General features: G+C 36.8%; 6 protein-coding genes. All 6 read right to left on the bottom strand.

The window, feature by feature from the left end; translation table 11 throughout:
• Positions 1-40: 40 nt before the first annotated feature.
• On the bottom strand, positions 41-8,713 hold the full coding sequence (locus KORDIASMS9_RS14420) for a non-ribosomal peptide synthetase (protein ID WP_114903516.1): 8,673 nt from the start codon (positions 8,711-8,713) through the stop codon (positions 41-43).
• Positions 8,714-9,183: 470 nt separating this feature from the next.
• On the bottom strand, positions 9,184-10,137 hold the full coding sequence (locus KORDIASMS9_RS14415; RefSeq protein ID WP_114903515.1) for an ROK family protein: 954 nt from the start codon (positions 10,135-10,137) through the stop codon (positions 9,184-9,186).
• 287 nt (positions 10,138-10,424) lie between these two features.
• Positions 10,425-10,610 carry a hypothetical protein gene (locus KORDIASMS9_RS14410; RefSeq protein ID WP_114903514.1) on the bottom strand — a complete coding sequence of 62 codons (186 nt, stop codon included), beginning with the start codon at positions 10,608-10,610 and terminating at the stop codon, positions 10,425-10,427.
• Between the two features lie 121 nt (positions 10,611-10,731).
• Positions 10,732-14,427 (bottom strand): beta-ketoacyl synthase N-terminal-like domain-containing protein, encoded by a 3,696-nt coding sequence (locus tag KORDIASMS9_RS14405; RefSeq protein ID WP_114903513.1) that lies wholly within the window; start codon positions 14,425-14,427, stop codon positions 10,732-10,734.
• Entirely contained in the window at positions 14,417-16,324 is a 1,908-nt protein-coding gene (locus KORDIASMS9_RS14400; RefSeq protein WP_114903512.1) for a CocE/NonD family hydrolase, read from the bottom strand. Before KORDIASMS9_RS14400 ends, KORDIASMS9_RS14405 begins: the two co-directional genes overlap by 11 nt.
• 17 nt (positions 16,325-16,341) lie before the next feature.
• Complete coding sequence (locus KORDIASMS9_RS14395; protein WP_162819971.1) at positions 16,342-20,856, bottom strand: type I polyketide synthase; 4,515 nt, start codon at positions 20,854-20,856, stop codon at positions 16,342-16,344.
• Positions 20,857-20,858 lie beyond the last annotated feature (2 nt).

The raw sequence follows: 20,858 nt of genomic DNA, 5'->3' as shown, positions 1-20,858 counted from the left end.
TGTCATTTAATTAGGTTATCGGTTCTTATTATTGGTTATTTTAAAATGAAAAATTTTCAAATTCTGTTTCTACGTCATCTTGATTTTGACTTTGCTGCACTAATAGAATGTTGTCAATATGGTCTGCCATACTTTCCAAATCGGGGAATTCGAATATTTTATTAATGGTCAGTTTTATGGAAAATTCTTGTTGGACTAAGCTCACCAATTTGGCAGCACTTAAACTGTGTCCTCCTAAATCGAAGAAGTTGGCTGTTTTTCCAATGTTTTCATCGAGTAAGAGTGTTTTCCATAGTGCTGCAAGTTGTTTTTCGGTTTCTGTCTGTGGCGGAATATATTCCGTTTCTTGTGACTGCAATGCATCGTTGCGCGTTAACAAAGCTTTCCGATCTACTTTTTTGTTGGGTGTCAGCGGAAAGTCATTAATTTCAACAAAAACCGCAGGAATCATGTACGCAGGTAGCACTTCTTTTAGCAACGCTTTCATCTTTGCAAGCTGTATGCTATTATTTGTTACATAATACGCTACTAATATCGACTGATCGGCGTTGTCTTTTTTCACCAAAACAACGGCTTGTTGTATGGCTTCTATCGCATTAAGATGTGTTTCAATATCGCCTAATTCTATACGGTAGCCTCGCACTTTTACTTGATAGTCATTTCTTCCATAAAAAGAAAGTTCTCCCGAAGGATTCCAAGCGACACAATCGCCCGTATTGTAAATGCGTCCGTCTCCAAAAGGATTTTTGATAAAGCGTTCGGACGTCAGTGTTTCGTTTTTGTAATAACCTACAGCGAGTCCTTTTCCGCCAATGTATAAATCGCCTTGCGCACCTTCTGGCAATACTTGCAGATTTTTATCTAGTACATAACATTGTGTATTTGCAATCGGTTTTCCAATGGAATTAGCTCCGTTTTCTTTGGTTACTTTTTTTGTGGTAGACCAAATTGTGGTTTCTGTCGGACCGTACATATTCCAAACTTCTTTACAGCTTGCCACTAATTGTTGCGCCAAAGATTCGTTTAAAGCATCGCCTCCACACAATACTTTTAGTGCCAAATTCCCTTCCCAACCTGCATTGAACAGTAATTGATAAAAACTTGGCGTGGCTTGTATGATTGTGGGTTGTGTAGAGTTGAGCTCTTCAATGATTTTTTCAACATCCATCAAGGTTTCATTGTTGGCAATGTACGTTGTTGCTCCAGAAATTAAAGGCACAAAGAATTCTAGTATTGAAATGTCAAACGCGTAGGTTGTTACTGCATATAAAGTATCTTCCGCAGCTATGCCTGGCGTTTTTTGCATGCTCCGTAAAAAATTTGCTAAAGAAGCATGTGCTATTTCTACTCCTTTCGGATTTCCAGTAGAACCCGAAGTATAGATAATGTATGCTGTATCTTTTTTGTTGACTTTTGGCAATTGAATTACAGGAGATTCTTGACATGCAACAAGAATGTTTTCCAGAGTTAGCCACTGAATATTTTTATCCTGCATTGCCGTAAAATTTTGATTGGCTATGACAGTTTTAATCTCGCTATGCTGTACGATGTATTTTAATCGTTCTAATGGAAATGTGGCGTCGAGCGGAATGTACGATTTTCCAGATTTTAAGATGCCAATGATCAATACCAATGTGTGTACAGAACGATCTAATACCACGCCAATAGGTTGTGCAACTGTTCCTAAGGTTTGTACCAAATAGTAAGCTATTTTATTGGAACGTTGATCAAGTTCTGCATACGAGATGTTGTGCATTGCATCTTGCAATGCTGTATTTTCTGGATGTGCTACAACTTGCGTTTGAATGTAATCTAAGACAGTTTTTTCTTCATCAAAAACCGTTTTTGTATCGTTCCACGCAACCAATAGTTTTTGTTCCTGTTGCGGTGTCAAAACGGACAATGCAGCAATGTTTTCGGTTGTATTTTGTAGCATACTATCCGTAAGCGTGACAAATTGCTCCATGAATGCAGTAATGAAGGTATCTGAAAACAGCGCTGTATTGTATACTAACGAAACGGCTAAACCAGTTGTTGTTTCTTCAAACATAAAATCCAAATCAAATTTTGCAGCAACGGCATTTGTGTGGGCAAAACGTGTTACCTGAACATTTTCGATGTTGTTTTGTTGATGCTTTTCTTCATCTGTATTTTGCAAAGTCACCATGACATCAAATAGCGGATTTCTACTTAAATCGCGGGCAATTGACAAATCATCTATCAAAGTATCAAATGGATATGCTTGATGTTTATAGGCTTCTAATGTAGTTTTTTTGATGGTTGCCAAGATGTCTTGAAAGGAATCCGTTTCTTGAATCTGCGTTCGTATGGGCAGCGTGTTGATGTACACGCCTATTTGATGTTGTAAATCGGCATGCGTTCTTCCTGCAATCGGTGTTCCAATGATGATATCGTTTTGGCGTGTGTATTTGTAAATTAAGATATTTACAATACCCAACAAGCCCATAAATAAAGTCGTTTGATGGGACGTACATGTTGCTTGTAAAGCAGTAAGTGTTGCTGTGGGAAGGGCAATTTCTTTTTTCGCTCCCGAATAGGTTTTTTGTTGCGGACGTCGCGTTTTGTATGGCAAATCAATTACAGGAAGTTCGCCTGAAAATTGTTGCACCCAATATGCTTTTGACGCTTCTAATTTGTCTGAAGCGAGTTGTTTTCGTTCCCAAACTGCATAGTCTTTGTACTGAATTCGCAATGCGGGCAATTCATGATGAGCAGCATCTTTGTGATTGTACAGATGGAACAGTTCATTTTTAAGAATATCAATCGACCAACCATCACTTACAATATGATGAATTACAAACGCAAAGAGATAGTTTTCATGCCTCGTTTTGATCAATTTTGCACGAATTAACGGTGCTTTTTCAAGATGGAACACATGTGTCACCAATGCATTGATCGCTTCTAATTGCTTTGCTTGCGCTTCAATCGTTTCCTGCATCAGTTTAAAATCACATTCGCTTACAGACAGAATTTGTTGCTGAATCGTCCCAGAAGCATCCAACACAAATTGTGTACGCAAGGATTCGTGTCGTTGCAAAAGTTGTTGAAAAGCCTGTTCCAATTTGGTAGCGTCAATTGCACCTTTGAGTTGAAAAACGCCTGGCATATTGTAGGCAACATTGCTGCCTTCAAACTGACTTAATATCCAAATACGTTGTTGTGCGGAAGACAATTCGTACTTTGATTTCGTTGCTACTTTTGGTATTTCTTGATGGTTTTCTGTTGCTGCTGTTCCAATATGATTTGCTTGTGCTGCAATCGTAGTTTTCAAAAATAAATCGCTAAAACTCATGGAAATATTGAAGATTTGTTCAATACTGTTTTTGAGCTTTGTAATTTTTAAACTGTGTCCGCCAAGTTCAAAGAAATCATCTTGTGTTCCAATGACTTCAATTTCTAAGAGTGCTTTCCAAATGGACACCAATGCTTCTTCCGTAGCATTTTTTGGAGCGATGTATGGTTTTTTGATGATGTCTTCCTCCGAAATAGCAGGAAGTTTGTTTTTGTCTATTTTTCCATTGAGCGTTATAGGAATACTTTCCAATTGCACAAAAAAGCTAGGAACCATATAGTCTGGCAGCTTTTCTGATACGAAGTTTTTAAGTGTTTCTTTTTCAATTTCAGCAGCAGCGGCATAATACGCTACGAGTGCTTTTTCTCCGTTTATTTCTGTTACAACAACGATGACTTGTGTAAATTCTTCTGAAAATTCAAGCAGCGTACTTTCTATTTCTCCAAGTTCTATACGATAACCTCTGATTTTTACTTGATCGTCATTTCTTCCTAAAAATTCGATAGTTCCGTCAGGAAGCCATCTGGCAACATCACCCGATGTGTACATTTTAGCATCTTCTGACAAGATACTTTTTACAAATTTTTCATCCGTTAACTTGCTTCGGTTCAGATATCCGAGCGACAAGCCTTTTCCTAAAATACAGAGTTCGCCCTTTACACCTATTGGCTGAATGTTGTTGTTTTCATCTACAATCAACACTTTTCTATTGGCAATGGGTTTCCCAATCGGAAGGGTTTCGCTGAGTGTTTTGATTTCGTAATACGTTGAACAAACCGTACTTTCTGTCGGTCCATACGTATTGAAAACTTGATACTCAAGATACAGTTTGTCTACATATTCAGACTTTAAAATATCGCCGCCACTAATGAGAATTCGAAAGCTAAAGTTGTAATTTTTATAGGTTTGATTTAAAAATTGTAGCGCATACGGATTGGTGCTTAAAATCGTTACCTGTTGTGCTTCACAGATGTTTGCCAAAAGATCAAATTCGCTGTGTTCTTTGAGCATGATGAGTGTTCCGCCACTGATGAGGATTGGAAATATTTCTTCTATGGACGTATCAAACGAAAGACTTGCTTGTTGTAAAGATCGGTCGTTTTCAGTAACTCCAAAATAGTTTTTAAACGTAAGCGTATAATCTAAAAGACTCGCATTCGAAATCATAACACCTTTAGGATTCCCTGTAGTTCCCGATGTATAAATGACATACGCTACGTGAGTTGGCAACGCTTTGTTGTTTGAATTTTCTGTATTGTAGTTTGCGCTTTCTTTTTCAAAGGTTTCCAAAAACGATGGATCAATTATTACCTTCGCGTTGCTGTCTTTTTCTATATATTCAATTCGCTGTTGCGGATAGTTTGTATCAATTGGCACATACGCAGCTCCAGATTTTAAAATTCCTAGAATTGCCATGAAAAGACGTTCGCTTCTCGCTAATTTTATCGCGATTAAATCATTCGCTTGAATGTTGTGATTTTTTCGCAGATAATCCGCTAATTGGTTCGCTTTCTGGTTTAATTCAGCATAAGTTAGCTTCGTATCTTCAAATTGAATTGCTGTATTTTTAGGTGTTTTTTCCGCTTGCGTTTCAAACAGGTGTACGATGGTTTTTTCTGTTGGATATTCCACCAACGTATCATTGAATTCTGTTGTAATTTGCTCAGATTCTTCTTGAGTAAGATATTTTAGCTTCCCTAATTTTTCTTTCGGTGTATTGATCGCATGATTCAATAGGTTTTCAAAATGATGGAAAATACGCGTTAGTAAGAAAGCATCGTAAATGTCTGTATTGTATTCTATTTCTAAGTGAAGCGTGTCATCCTTCTCCACAAAAGTAAAACTCATATCTACTTGCGCCGTGTTTCGTGTTAGCGCGTAAGGTGCAACGTCTAGACCTTGAAGCGTTTTGGTTTCGGATGTTATGGAAGTAATTTGATTTTGATTTTGCAATACCACCATGACATCAAATAATGGGGAACGGGACGTATCACGTTTTATAGCTAGCTTAGACACCAATTCATCAAATGAATAGCGTTGGTGTTTGTAAGCGTTTAGCAAGATTTGCTTTTGCTGCTGTAACAGTTCGTTAAAATTGTAATCATTGTCAAGTTGCGTACGAATTGCCAAGGTGTTTAGATATAATCCTATTTGATTTTCTAAATCGGGATGTTCTCTTCCTGCAATTGGCGTTCCAATGATGAGGTCTTCTTGATTTGTGTAACGGTACAACAATGTGTTCATTCCAGCCATCAACGTCATAAATAAGGTTGCTTCATTTGCTGTTGAAAATTGCTTGATTTTTGCTAGGAATTCTTTGGAAAATTGATGATTGACCGTTTTTCCATGATAGGTTTGTACGGTTGGACGTTTTTTAAAACTTGGCAACTCTAAGATAGGAATGTTTCCTTGAAATTGTTCCAACCAAAAACGTTCTGCTATTTGATACGCTTCCGCTGTTTTTTGTGATGCCATCCAAGCGGCATATTCTTTAAATTGAAGTGGTAATTCTTTTGGGGTGAATTGATCGTTTTGTAGTAATTGATTGTAGTTGTGAATGACTTCTGAAATCAATACTTCCATCGACCAGCCATCGCCAATGATGTGATGCTTTACCAATGAAAACACATAGTTGTCTACTGCCAATTTTAGCAAGCTTATTCGTAATAAAGGCGCTTTGGCAAGGTTGAATGGTATTTTTTGGTTTTCTTCTACATATCCTGCCACTTCCGCTTTTCGATCTTGATAATCCAATACGTTCAGCTGAAATTGTATCTTTTCTTTTGGAACGATTGTTTGACGAATAGTTCCATCAGAATTGCTTTCAAAATAGGTTCTGAGTATTTCGTGTCTGTCTATTAATTGCTGAAATGCCTTTTCAAATTTTTCAAGGTGCAATTCACCTTTTAGCATCACAGCGCCAGGCATATTGTAGGCGATGTTTCCACCTTCTAACTGACTTAATATCCAAATTCGATGTTGCGCAGCGGTTACCGCGTAGTTTTCTTGTAAAGCTACTTTGGCAATCGGTTGAAATTGCTTTTCCGTTAGCAAATTGCTAATGGCACGAATGGTTGGATTTCCAGCGAAATTCTCGTAACTGATCGTTTTGTGAAGTTGTTTGTAAATTTTATTGACAATTTGAATGATCAGTAAACTTTGTCCGCCGAGTTCGAAAAAATGATCATCAATTCCAATTTTTTGAAGGCTGAGTGTTTCTTGCCAAATGCGCACCAATTCTTGTTGAATTTCATTTTCAGGAGCTACATATTCACTTTCCGCTTGGAAATCGACACTGAATTCCATTAATTGCTTTCGGTCTGTTTTTCCGTTCGGAGTTAAAGGAATTTTGGGCAGTCGCACAAAAGCATTTGGTTGCATGTATGCCGGCAGTTTCTTTTTTAGAAAAGCGATTAATTCGGCACGTGATTCGATTGCTTTTTCTTCATAGAAAACAATCAGGTTTTCATTTTTTACAATCGCAACTGCTTCTACTATATTTTCAGAAAACGTACGAATCGTATTTTCTATTTCACCCAATTCAATACGATAACCTCGCAGTTTGACTTGATAGTCTTTTCTTCCTAAAAATTCGATATTGCCATCTGACGTCCATTTTACCACATCGCCTGTATCATACATTTTTGCATTCTCCACAAACGGATTTTCAATGAATTTTTCAGCAGTCAAAGCTGGTTTGTGTAAGTATCCTTTTGCCAATCCTTCTCCAGATAGATAGAGTTTTCCGTACATTCCAATAGGCACTAACTGCAAGTGATCATCTAAAATGTACGCTTGTGTGTTTGCCACAGGTTTCCCAATAGGAATGCTGTGTTGATACGTTTTTTTGGGTTGAATTTTATAAAACGTACTATACGTAGTATCTTCCGACGGTCCGTATAGATTTCGAACCGCTACAGCAGTATTTTTGAGTGCATTGGCTACATCTACAGGAAACGGTTCTCCTGCAAGATTGATCATGCTTGTATTTTGTATGAAAGTGCTATTTGTAATTAAATTTCGAATGCTTGAAGGCACTGTGTTTATGAGCACTTTTTTATCTTGTGAAATAGCTTCTTCAATCGCAAGTGCATTTTTTAGTATTCGAATTTTCTTTCCTGTTGCCAATGGAAAAAACAATTCGTAGATAGACAAATCAAAACAATGCGATGTCACAGCATATACGACATCAAACTTATCGAGAGCAAATTCTTTTTTCGCCCAATAGATAAGTGCGACGGCATTTCGGTTGGAAATCATGACACCTTTTGGATTTCCTGTGGTTCCAGAGGTATAAATGATATACGCTATACTTTCCGAAGAACGATTTTGTATGTTGAATTTTGTATGTCTCGTTGACGTTTTGTTCAAAAAGTCATCATACATAGCTGCATCAATAATACATTTGCATTGACTGTCTTTTTCTATGTAATCAATGCGATCTTTAGGATAAGTCACATCTATCGGCACATAGGTGGCACCTGCTTTTAATGCTGCTAAAATTGCAATGAGTAAGTGTTGATTTCTTTCCAATTTGATTCCCACATAATCACCCTGAGCAACATTTTTATCGTTGATCAAAAAGTAAGCAAGTTGATGTACTTTTTCATTCAGCACTTTGTACGTTAAGGAAACTTCCTTGTACACCACAGCAATAGCATTGGGTGTTTTTTTAACTTGTTGTTCAAACAAATCAATCAAGGTTTCATCTGTTGGAAAAGCCAATTCCGTTGCATTAAAGTCATGAAGTAACTGTTGAGCTTCTGCTTTTGTTACAATAGATATTTCTGTAATTTTTGTATCGAGAATGGTTTTTAAGGAAGTTAACCATCTTTGAAAAGTCTGCACAAAATGCTTCGCAAAAGTTGGACTTACAAAATTTGGATCAAAGGAAATAGTTAGGCTCCATCCTTCCATATTTTTATCAACACAAAGACAAAAAGGAGTGGCTATTTTTTTGGCTGAAGTATTGTATAAAAAACCATAGGTTGCATACGCTTCAAAAGGATAATTATTTATGAGTTGATTTGCATGATCCGCAAACTTATACACTTCTTGTACTTCCTTTTTTATGGTTTGAAGATATGTTTTAATAGTAGCATCTTTTACAGGATGATTGTCTACTAATAAATTTAAATTATCTGCGCCTAGTTTGGATGAATATATCAAGTTTCCTGCTTCAAAGTAGCGATTTAATAACGCTGCATACACACTCAACAAGATTGTATATTCTGCTATAGGATTTGCATTGGTTAGCTGCTTAAAATAGGACAGTTCACCAGTTTCAACGTGTGACTTTTCCATCATACCACTTCCCATGGAATTTGTATGTACTTTTGAACTATTATTGATTTTTTTCAACCAATAATCTGACGCTATTTTCTGTTTAATATTGTTCAATTCGAAAAATATTTTGTGCTTTAGTAAGTATTTAAAATCGAGATAGAAACATGCTCTATACCGCAACACTTGCGATTTTGAAACTCATAATCTTCTGTCGATGTTTAAAAAGTAAGATTTTCTTACTTACAAGATACTCTCTAAATTAATTATTTCTAGGGGGAGAAATAGTTCGAAATAATGTTTTAGTTTTTAAATATACAATTATACTGTTTTTTATTTTTCTACACTATTTTATAAGGTGAAAAACAATCATAAAATCAGTAAGATTGTATAAAAAATGAATTTTCTCAAAACATACATTCTTTCCGTGAAATTGATGCTGAAAGGTTCTTAATTATAATAACTTTAAAATGAGATGTTTTAGTATTTTCAACTTTTAAAAAGTAACGATATCTTCAGTAAATAGTATCGGATTGTAAGTAATACCAATTCTACTATAAAATTGGTATAAGATCAGGATTCAACATTTATTGCTCATTCCATATTAAAGAAGCTGCGCCAAGAATGGCTGCATTTTTACCATGCATTCCGGAAGAAAGTAGTTTTACTTTTCCTTGGTATACTTTTAACAGATGCTTTTCCATGTATTGTTTTGTCGTATCAAAAATCCACTTGCCACTACTTGTGAGTCCACCCAAAAGAAAAATGGCTTCTGGTTGCGTAAAGGTTACAAAATTTGCCAATGCGTGACCTAAAATTTTGCTCGTATATTCAAATGCTTTTATAGCAATTGCATCTCCTTCTTCTGCTGCTTTGGTAATGTCTTCTCCATGCAAATCATTATAAGCAATTGCTCTAAATCTACTTTTATCCATGTGTTTGCTGAGCATATACATAATAGTTCGTTTTAATCCTGTAGCAGACACATAGGCTTCCAAACCTCCATCAACTCCTAATCCTGTGAGTCTTCCATCACCAAAGGTAAGATCAAAATGTCCCAATTCTCCTGCAAAACCATCAAAGCCTTCAATCAATTGTCCATTCGCCACAATTCCTGAACCCAAACCTGTCCCTAAGGTAATGACAATGAAATCGTTCATTCCTTTGGCATTTCCAAACAGCATTTCGCCCAACGCAGCGGCACTGGCATCATTCATTAATTTTATTGGTAGATCTATATGTTTTTTTAATTCGTCTACAAGTGGAACACTTCCTTTCCATGGCAAATTGGCAGCATGTTCAATAGTTCCTCTTTTACTGGACGCATTTGGCGCACCAATTCCAACGCCAACCATGTGATATGGTGTGGTAAGTTGTGCGATAAGTTCGTCTATGGAAGCAACAATCTGTGCTAAATAATTCTGAAAGTCAGGATATTCTTTTGTTCTAAAAAATGTGTTGAAGTCACTATTCCCCTGTGCATCCACAAGTCCAATTTTTGTTTTAGTACCTCCGATATCAATTCCGACTACTAGCTCCATTTTTTTTGTAATTTTTAGATTGTCTACTAAACTTTTATGTTTTTTTTAAAACGTTTGCAATTAAATTTTCTAATTGGTTTGTAATTTATACCAATTCTACTATAATCTGCAACTAATAATTAATTTATTTTTCTACTTCTGTAATTCTTTTTTTTGAAACGAATCTCAAGCTGATTTACTTTTGGGAAAAGTAACATCTGTAACACAAAAAATCCCTCAAAAGGAAGGATTATATTGGAAAATAGAGCAATCTTTGGATCGCTCTATTTTAGTTGTTTTTCGTAAACTTACTCGTTTCTTACAGGTGCAGCAAGGCATCCACAACAGGTTGCACACTCTTTCCCTGTTGGATCAAGATCATTTTTACTAGTTTCTCCATTTCCGCCTGCTCTTCCGCCTTTAAGGTCATGAAAAGTTAATTTGGTAATTAACTTTTTGTTGAGTTGTAAATTTTTAAGATTTGCTTTTTTCATAATTTAAAGATTAAAGTTAGTAATTTATAAAAACTAAGCATTGCAAAAGAATGTACTTGTGTTACATTCTGACTTTACAATTATTAGTATGTCTTGGTTTTACGTTTAATAGTTATGGTTTTTATGTTGAACTTACAGTATTTAAATGTAGTTGCTCTTCAGGTTTGAAAAAATTCATTCGAATGCAATGCGCAATAATTTTTGAATAATACATCGCATCTGGTTCAAACGAAAAGCCAATACGTGCTAAAAAAGCGGCTGTTTTTTGAGTTTGAATGTGATAATGTGTGTATGCATCCATGTTTTGTTCACGCTGTTGCGCAATGCCAAAAAACGGAATTTTATTTGCGTCTGTCTCTGAAATTACAGTTGCGATACGCTCTTCAAAGATCGCTTGTGCCACAGGATGCACGGTAATATTGTGATGCTGAAAAGCGGCTGTAATATTTTGCAAAGTCAAGTTTTCAAATTTGTACAAATGAAACGTTTGCAATGCGTTATTGGCATGTGTTGAGATTACATAGATCGCTTTCGCAATTTGATCTACCGGAGAAATTTCGATGTTTCGTTCGTAATTTTCTGGATAAATTCCTGAGTTGTATAACGATTTGAAAAGCAGATAAACAATGTTGTTTTCAATATTTCTTTGAAAATTTCCTCGTACACTATCGCCTCCTAAGTTGCCCAATCGCAAAACATTGATAGTCATCGCATCATTTTGTTGTTCGTGCAAGTATTTTTCCGCTTTAAATTTGGAAGAACTGTAAATGTACGAACCAAATTGTTGCCCTAAATCTAAATCTGTTTCATTGTAATTGATTTCGGCTACATTTTCAATATACGAGCCCGAAACTGCCACCGATGAAATGTGATTGAAATTTGGAATGTGATGCGCTTTTGCCCATTCAAAAACATGTTTGGTGCCGTGAAAATTGATCAAATCGGATCGTTCCTTTTTTCCATAATGATTGACTGCAGCCGCCGTGTGATATACAATATCAATAGATTGAAATAGCGCATTATTAGCAGGTTCAATTCCCAATCCTGCAATGGTTACATCTCCTGCTACGACTTCAATTCTATTTTTATGCGCTTCAGAAAGTGCGTTCTTTCCAAAATACGATTCATAGCCTTTAAAACAGCGTTCTGTAGCAGTCATTTCTTCTGAGGTTCGCACCAAACAGATAATGCTTGCGGTGGTATTTTCCAGCAATTCTTTCAGCAAGTAAACACCTAAAAATCCAGTGGCTCCAGTTAAGAAAATTGTTTGAAATGTTTTGGTTGCCAACGTTAGTGTTTCAACTTCCTGAATTGCTGCTTTGTATTTTTCTTCTTTGTCAATTGCTGGTTGTTGTTGCGCAACTTCTGTTGTTGTTACCACGCTCGCTTCTGAGTGCAATTTTTGTGCAATAAATTCCGCCAATTTTTGAATCGTATCTTGTTGAAATATATCTTGATATTCCATGCGAATTCCAAATACGTTTTCAATATCCATCATCACATCTAAGCCTAAAAGCGAACTTCCGCCAATGTCAAAAAAGCTATCTTCTTCGCCAATGTTTTCTATGCGTAATGTGTGTTGCCAAATTGTTTTTATATGCTGAATGATTTCTGTTTCTGTAAATTCGCGTGTATTTTTTTCAGAAGAAATAGGGTTGGTTGGTGTTTTATAGTCAGGCACATCCAACGTAACATTTTCTACCCAATGACGTTTGGATAAAAATACGGGAAGTCCCAAATTTTGAAGGAATTGTTGTTTTGTAACAGGTATTTTTACAGCAAACCCGTGATTGAAAAGATGTTGTTGCATTTCTATGTATCCCGAAACATTTTTGCCCATGTAAAACTTATGGAAGTGTTGTTCTTTGCTTTTGCTTTGAAACGCTTGCAACATTTCTCCCTGATCGCCCACGACATAAAAAATAGTTTCTGAAAGTTGCTGTAAATTATTGAGATAGTTGATAAAGGAAGTAGCTTTAAAATCCTTTGAACTGTTTGCAGTGATCGTTTTTAGATAGTTTTCTTTTTCGGTTTGACTTGTATACGACAGCAATTGTTGCAGTATTTTCCCTTGTCCTCCAAACAAAACTTGCGCTGCAAAATCTTTCTGTTGCATGAAACTTTTTAATATTCCATATTGAATCAATACATTTTTAATGAAATCTTCTTTTGCTGCAAAAGTTTCCACAGGAATCGTTTTTTCAATTTCAGCCCAAATTTCAGGATATTCTTGCAAAAGCCGTGTGCGTTCATGTGCGTTCCAATCATAAATTCCTGGCACTAAAACGATGACGCTTTTCAAGGTTTTATCTTTACGAATATGAACCGTTTGTTGTTTCAATGCTTCCAGCAATGCTTCGTTATTTCTGAATATTAAGGAAGCGGTCACTGCATCTTCCGCATCATATAGTTTGTTTAGCGAATAGCTGAAATCATGTAAATTTACAGCTTGATTGTTTTCTATATAAGTGATTAAATGTTTTTTTGTGGCTTGTATCAATGCTTCACTTTTGGCAGATAATCTTGCAAAATGGATGCTTTTGTCATTTGAATTTTCATGCTGTTGTGCCGTTGTATATTCTTGAAGAATCATGTGGACATTCGTTCCCGTAAGTCCAAAAGAACTCACGCCCAACATGCGCTTTTTGTCTGTTTCCCAAGCTTCTGTGTTGTCTTGAACGTATACGTTTGGCAATTCCGTTCGAATATGTGGATTTAGCTTTTGAAAACCTTGTTGTTTGGGTTTTATTTGATAATTTAAACTGACCAAACTCCTTACGATTCCTGCCAATCCCGACATGGCGTCTAAGTGTCCAACTTGCCCTTTTGCAGAGCTGATGCCACAAGTAGTTTTTTTATTTTTTTCTTTGAATGCTAGTTGAATTCCTTCAAATTCTATTGGATCGCCCAATTCCGTTCCAGTTCCGTGCGCTTCTATAAAACCGATGTCTTCAACCGAAATATTACTTTTTTCCCAAGCGCGGAGCAATACTTCTTTTTGTGCCAACGGACTTGGCGCAGTGATGTTTTGAATGCGTTCTCCGCCGTGGTTGATGGCGCCACCTTTGATGACTCCATAAATGGTATCGTTGTCTTTTTTTGCCTTGTCTAAGGTTTTTAGTAAGAGACAAATAACGCCTTCTCCGGGAACGGTTCCATCTGCTTTTTCATCAAAAGGCAGGCATTTTTCAGAGTTTGAATAGATGGCTGCAGCTACTTTTTGTGCATGCGCTACCCCAAGATTGACGCCGCCCACAAAAGCATATTCACAATCTTCTATGTGTAAACTTTGGCATGCGTAATACAAAGCAACTAACGATGAAGAACACGTAGTGTCATAACCAACGACTGGTCCTTTGAGTCCGAGGTGATTTGCGACTTTTGTGCCAATCATTCCAGACATGTGCGAGGTTAATGACACGTTTGAAAAATCATCAAAAAAGTAACGGTATGAAGAATAGTAATACGTATGAAAAAATCCTGTTCGGTTGTTGGCAACTTCTTTTCGCGTGTATCCAGCATTGTACAGTGCTTTTACCGAGTGTTCAAGCATGAGTCGCTGTTCAGGATCCATACGCATTGCTTCTCCTTTCGTAATTCCGAAATAGCGTTCATCAAATACATCAATACGATCTAAATAGCCCGCATTTCCAATGGTTTGCGGACCAAATCTCGCTTCTACATCTTCTTTTCGAATCTCGGGGATTCCTTTTATTTTTGGGGTTTCCGCTGTAATAGCTTCATAATATTCCTGCAAATTCTGAATTCCAGCAATTGAAAAAGAAACACCTACTATAGCAATATCTTTATTCATCATTGTTTTTTTTGTGATATTGACCGTTTACAACATTGAATTTGATGTAACTGTCAAAAAATATTGTGTGATTGGCTTTTGTAAAATCCGAATCGTCTGCCTTGTAAATATTGGGAACATATTTTTGGGGATTCCGATCTAAATACGGGAAATAACTGTTTTGAATTTGAATCATAATTTTATGGCCTTTTTTAAAGGTATGCATCACATCTAACAAATTTAGGTTGACCTTCGTTTTTTGATTGGGAACAAAAGGTTTTGGGCTTTCAAAACTTTCTCGGAAACGTCCTCGTATCACATCCCATCGTACGATGCGTTCGTAGCCTTCCATGAGCACATTTTTATTGATTTTGAGACTGTCTGCCACTTCCTCATTCGGATATACATCAATGACTTTTACCATCCAATCTGCGTCTGTTTGATCGGTAGCTACTTGCAATACCGCTTCTATAGCGCCAAAGACTTCCACATCATTTTGCAAGGTTTCTGTAGAAAATGTAATCACATCTGTTCTTGAACTCGAAAAACGTTGATCTTCTGCAATGAATAGCTTCGGAGAGTATTTTTGCAAGGTGCGATCTGCCGAATACGGAACTGGTTTGTTTGGATCGCTCACATAGTTAATTCCTTTGGTTGCTGATGTTGTACTCGTTTTGTTGTGTGATAGTTTTCCTTTTTCGCTTGTGTAATAGGTTATTTCATTTTTAGCAGTTGCTTGTGGATAGTTTTCAAAATGCTTCCACTTTAACGAACCTGTGTCAAATAAACTTATTTTAGGAATTTCTATGTCTTTGTCCGTGCCTTTTAAATACCGATTGAAGAAAGGAGCTTCTATTTTTTCTTGAAAGTACGTCGTTAGATTTTTCCCAAAGTATACATTTCCAATAGCATAGGCACCTCTTTCATATCGGTAGTCGCCATGTGCCCAAGGTCCAATGACTAAATACGGGTTTATGTTGGCATTTTGATCATTGATCGCGTTGAAAAAGCCGAGCGTTCCGTATAAATCTTCCATGTCATTCCAACCGCCAACGACTAGTACTTCACAGTGAATGTTTTTCATGTGTGGCAATGGATTTCTTTCTTGCCAAAAATTATCATAATTCGGATGCGCCACGATTTGTTTCCATAGAAAGTTATCAGGATTCATGAATTTGTCTGAATTTTTCAAACTTCCCAAATCATTCAGATAGAAGTCGTATCCGTCTTTATTTTTTACTTTAGAAAGATTGTACATATCCCACCATTTGTCAGTGTTGTCAGGTGTTTGTATCCCAATCGCATCTAGCGAAGGCCAAAAGTAAATTCCGAAAGTTCCATTTCGATGAATATCATCAAAAAATAAATCGCACACAGGCGCTTGCGGAGAAACTGCTTTGATGGCTGGATGCCCAGAAATGGCGCTTAATGCTGCATAAAATCCAGGATAGGAAGTGCCTAAAACGCCCACATTTCCATTGTTGTGTTGCACATTTTTTAGCAACCATTCTACAGAATCGTAGGTATCTGTCAGCTCATCTACAGCTTTCGGATTGTTCGTGGAAACCACAGGACGTGTATTGTCAAACTCGCCTTGACTCATAAAACGTCCTCTGACATCTTGATGCACAAAGATGTTGCCTTCTGCCAGCAAGGTTTTGTTGTACGAAATGTATCGGTGCTTTTTATCTGCTCCATACGGTCTGTTTCCCCAAGTGGTTCGCGATAAGATGATTGGATATTTTTTTGTGCTGTTTTTTGGTGTATAAATTGCAGTGTATAATTGTATGCCATCGCGCATTTCAATGTATACTTCTTTTTTTGTGTAATCTTCTTTTGTCAGCTTTTGTGCTACAGCATTTTGCACTAAGCACAGACTTACAAATACAAAAATTACAACGATGTGATTACCACTTTTCATGTTGTTGGTTTTGCGGTTTAAAATCCAATTAAGGTATCGTCATTTACAGTTGTGACTTCTTCTTTTTCAAGATGTTTTTCTACTTCTTTCACGATATCGTTGAGTGTTTGCATCGTAAATAGTTGTGCAATGGAAATGTCTACATTCCAAATTTCTTTTATTTTTTGATGCATCACTATGATATTGAGCGAGTTGCCACCCAATTCAAAATAGTTACTTTCTAAATTGATTTCTTCATTATCAAAGAAATCCATCCATAAGGTACGCAATTCGTGGGCTACATTTTTTATTCCTGTATGATCTGTATCATTTTCTACGCCAATGGCTGTATCCGTTGATTTTATTTTTTGTTCTATTCTTCTGGGAAGCGTATCGCGTTCATAAATATCTTGTATGGAAACAATCCACTGAGCAGTTTCTTTTGAATGAAGTGTACGTTCAAATATGTTGATAAATTCCGCTTCTTGAATGTACGCGTCATCCTCTCCAAAGGACAATCCGTCTAAGTTTACAGAAATCCACTTTTGATCGGTTTCCGCATCCAACACCGATGCAAATTCGTCCATAAAACTATTTGCCGCGGCGTAAGAAGCATAGGTAATTCCTCCTAAAACTGCGGATAAACTTGAAGTTGCCCACACAAAATCTATCTCGCTCGTTTTTATAATTTCGAAGAGATTTAAGATTCCCGTTGCTTTTGGAGCGAATTGCGCTTGTACATTTTCTGGCTGAATTTTTTCCACCAATTCATAGGTTTTCCGATCTATGTTTCCTGCGGTATGAATGATTCCGTTGAGTTGCCCGTGCGCTTCTTCAATTTCTGAAATGGTGTTTTTTATGGTTGCTAATTCTGTAATATCGCCGCTAAAGTAGTGTAAGATTTCTTTATGTTTTGTGGCTAATTTTACATATCTAATGACTTTTTCCAGTTTTTTCGCTTTTACTTCTTGATATGATAATTGTAGTAATTGCGCCCAATGTTCTTCCGCAGGCACATGGGATCTTCCGATAAGAAATACTTTTGCTTCATAGTTTGTTAGTAAATGCGTTGCGAGTGTTAACGCAGCATTTCCAATTCCGCCCGTAATTATATAGATGCCATTTTTCTTAATGATCGAATTTGCAGTTTGTGCCGCTACTTTTACAGATTCGTACATGCGCACCCAACGAATGTTATTTCGATAGGTAATTTGAAGATCTTTGGCATTGTACAGAATATCATTTGCTACTTTTTCTGCAAGTTGCGCATCGTTTTTGTCAAGATCAATGGTACAATTAAATCCTTTTAGATTTTCTTGCATGGCAACATATAGTAATGTGTTGGCGCTCGCCGAAGCAAAGTCCTGTTTTTCGTTTGCATGAATGTTAACGTATTGCTGTGTTAGCAATGTAAATTTATGGCGTTGCCGTGTTTTTTGTAGTTGAAATGATTGTATAATGTGTAAACATCCGTAGAAATCTTCATGCAATGTTGCTTGATTTTCCACTGTTAAATTTGCAATTGTTTTTTCGGCATTTGACAAAGACCAACCGTAAATGTAATGATCTATTGTATCGTGAACCGACTTGATATTGTTGTATAAGAGTGTAAAATCTGATGACTTTTCCGCACAAACAACATGTTCATTTTCAGAAATATACGCATACCGCATTCCTTTTTTTACAATGATTACATGTTTCCCTTTTGCTGTCAATTCTTGTTGAAGTTCTTCAAAGAAAGTATCTTCTGTTGCAAATAGCACAATTGTGTTTGACGTAGAAAAGAGTTCGTCTTCTTTTTGTACATGTGAGCGTTTCCAATTGGTAGTATAGAACCATTCGTCAAATGGTTTTTTGGTATTTTTTGTAGTAAAATCAAATTCGTTGTTGAGTTCTTTGTAAATATCAATTTTGTAGGGAAACTTAATGTCTTCAAAGGCGTAGTTTGGCAATTTTATTTTTTCTGTTGCAGGTTGCGGAATTAGTATATTCCATTGCGGATGAATGCCATAACTCCACAACAAGCCTAGCTGTTTGATAAAACACCTAATTTCAGTTTCAGTTTTCTTGGAATCTTTCAAGATACTTACTGATTTACTCGATGCATTTGTGCTGTTTCGATCGTAGAGATTTTTCAAGATGTTTCCTGGACCAACTTCTAAAAACACCTCATAGTTTGCGGTTTCTAGCGTATGAATTCCTTTGGCAAATAAAACGGCATTGCGTATGTGTTGCACCCAATATGCGGGCGATGTAGCTTCTGCTTTTGTGATGGTTTTTCCTGTGAGATTTGATATGAACGGAATGGTAGGTTCGTGCAATGAAATGCTGTTTATTTTTTGTTGAAAATCATCAAGAATCACATCCATGGTAGGCGAATGAAAACCTTTGCCCGTTTTTAAAGGAATCGCAGCAATGCGAAGCGATTTGAATATGTTTTCCAATTTTTCAACTGCAGCGACCGTTCCAGAAATTACAACCGCATTTGGCGCATTGACCGCCGCAATACTTACGTTTGTATTTAAGTATGCTTTAATTTCTTCTTCAGAACAGTGTACACTAATCATTTTACCTTGTTCAGTTTGCTCCATGAGATTGGCTCTGTATACCAAAAGTTGCAGCGCATCTTCAAATGAAAAAACACCCGAAATGCATGCTGCCGTGTATTCGCCCAAACTATGACCAATCATCGTTGTTGGTTGAATTCCTAGCTCCATGAGTAATTTTGCCAATGCATATTCCACTAAAAAAACCAACGGTTGTGTATATTGAGTGGTATGTAATAATTCCGAAGTTGCTTCCGAAGTTAGTGTTGAAAAGAGTACTTTTTTATAGTTATTATTGTTGATGTTTGCTAGTATTTTGAAGCCTTCATCTAATATTTCAGCAAAAAACGAATTTTCTTGATAGAGTTCGTATGCCATATTTTCGTACTGACTTCCCTGCCCTGGAAACATAAATACAAGTCTTGATTTTGTATTTTCAATATCAGTATATATACTATTTTCTGACGTCACCGTTTGTAACTCTGCTATCAATTCTTCGGAGGTTGATGCTACAACAGAAATGCTGTTAGAAAACACCGCTTTTTCTTGTAACGCGTTGAAAACAGACATCAAATTTACAGGAGTATTGTTTTGTAAATACTGTACGAGTTTGGCTTTATATTGTAGTAATGAAGCGGAACTTTTAGCAGAAATCAGTATAGGAAGTGGCTGTTTTTTCGCAGGTAGTGCATTGTTTATTTTGTTCTGAAATTCCTCTAAAACGACATGTGCGTTCGTTCCTCCAATTCCAAAAGAACTGACACCTGCACGCAAAGGAATTTCCTTTTGCAAGCGTTGAAACGGTTGCAAAGCATTATTCACATAAAAAGGTCCTTGCGCAAAATTTACTTGCGGATTTGGCGCGTTGTAATGTAAACTTGGCGGAATTTCTTTGTGATGTAAGCTCAATACTGTTTTGATAAATCCTGTAATGCCAGCCGCCGCATCCAAATGGCCCAAATTTGATTTAATGCTCCCAATTGCACACTGTTGTTGCGTATTTTTTTGGAAGGCAATATTGAGTGCTTCAAGTTCAATAGGATCGCCAATTTGTGTCGCGGTTCCGTGGGTTTCTACATATCCAATTGTTTCAGGAGCAATGTTTGCCACACGATGTGCCAAAGCAATACAACTCGCTTGTCCTTCTATACTTGGCGCCGTATACCCAACTTTGTTGCTTCCGTCATTATTGGTTGCAGAACCTCTGATCACTGCATACACTGTATCGCCATCTTTTAAGGCATCTTCCAAGCGTTTTAAGACTACAGTTCCGGTACCTTCGCCCAAAAACGTTCCCGAAGCATCTTTGTCAAAAGGTTTGCAACGTCCATCTTTTGAGGAAATCATGCCTTCTTGATAGTAATATCCGTAGCCCGCACGAGAATTTAAAGAAACACTGCTTACCACGTACATAGCAGCTTCTTTCATCAATAATTGACGCGTTGCCATGTGTATGCCTACCAAAGAACTAGAACATGCAGTATCTATAAAGTAACTTGGTCCTCTGAGATTTAAGCGATATGATATCAGAGTATTGCTAAATTTTACATTGCTTATTTGTCTGCGGTAATATGCACTTACATTGGAACTTTTCTGATTTTGCGCATATACTTTCCAGTCTAAGTTTTCGGAAGCACTTACAATTAAGCCTATTTTTTTGTCAAATGTTAACGGATTGCAACTGGCATCTTCTAGTGCCAGCCAAACTTCTTCGTGTAGTAATCGTGTTTGCGGATCCATGTAGGTTGCTTCACTTTTGGTATAGCCAAAAAATGAAGGGTCAAAGGTTTCTGCGCCTTGTAATGTAGTGTCAATTTTGATGAATGTTTCATCTTGAATTTGACTTTCCCTGATACCTTTTTCTCTAAGTTCATCATCAGAATGCCAATTGTATAATGAAGCGCCTTGTCTTAGTTTCTCCCAAAAATTAGCTAAATTTTCCGCATTCGGAAATCTGCCAGATATTCCGACAACGGCAATGCTCTTTTTTATTGTTTTTTCGTCCATGT

The organism is Kordia sp. SMS9 (assembly GCF_003352465.1).
Lineage (GTDB): Bacteria > Bacteroidota > Bacteroidia > Flavobacteriales > Flavobacteriaceae > Kordia.
Note: the sequence above shows the minus strand (reverse complement) of the source record. Positions and strands in the feature narration are given on the sequence as shown.

Excerpts from the sequence above, each read along its gene's own strand:
- KORDIASMS9_RS14410 (WP_114903514.1), bottom strand. The coding sequence starts at position 10,610 with ATGAAAAAAGCAAATCTTAAAAATTTACAACTCAACAAAAAGTTAATT.
- KORDIASMS9_RS14395 (WP_162819971.1), bottom strand. The coding sequence starts at position 20,856 with ATGGACGAAAAAACAATAAAAAAGAGCATTGCCGTTGTCGGAATATCT.
- KORDIASMS9_RS14415 (WP_114903515.1), bottom strand. The coding sequence starts at position 10,137 with ATGGAGCTAGTAGTCGGAATTGATATCGGAGGTACTAAAACAAAAATT.
- KORDIASMS9_RS14400 (WP_114903512.1), bottom strand. The coding sequence starts at position 16,324 with ATGAAAAGTGGTAATCACATCGTTGTAATTTTTGTATTTGTAAGTCTG.
- KORDIASMS9_RS14405 (WP_114903513.1), bottom strand. The coding sequence starts at position 14,427 with ATGATGAATAAAGATATTGCTATAGTAGGTGTTTCTTTTTCAATTGCT.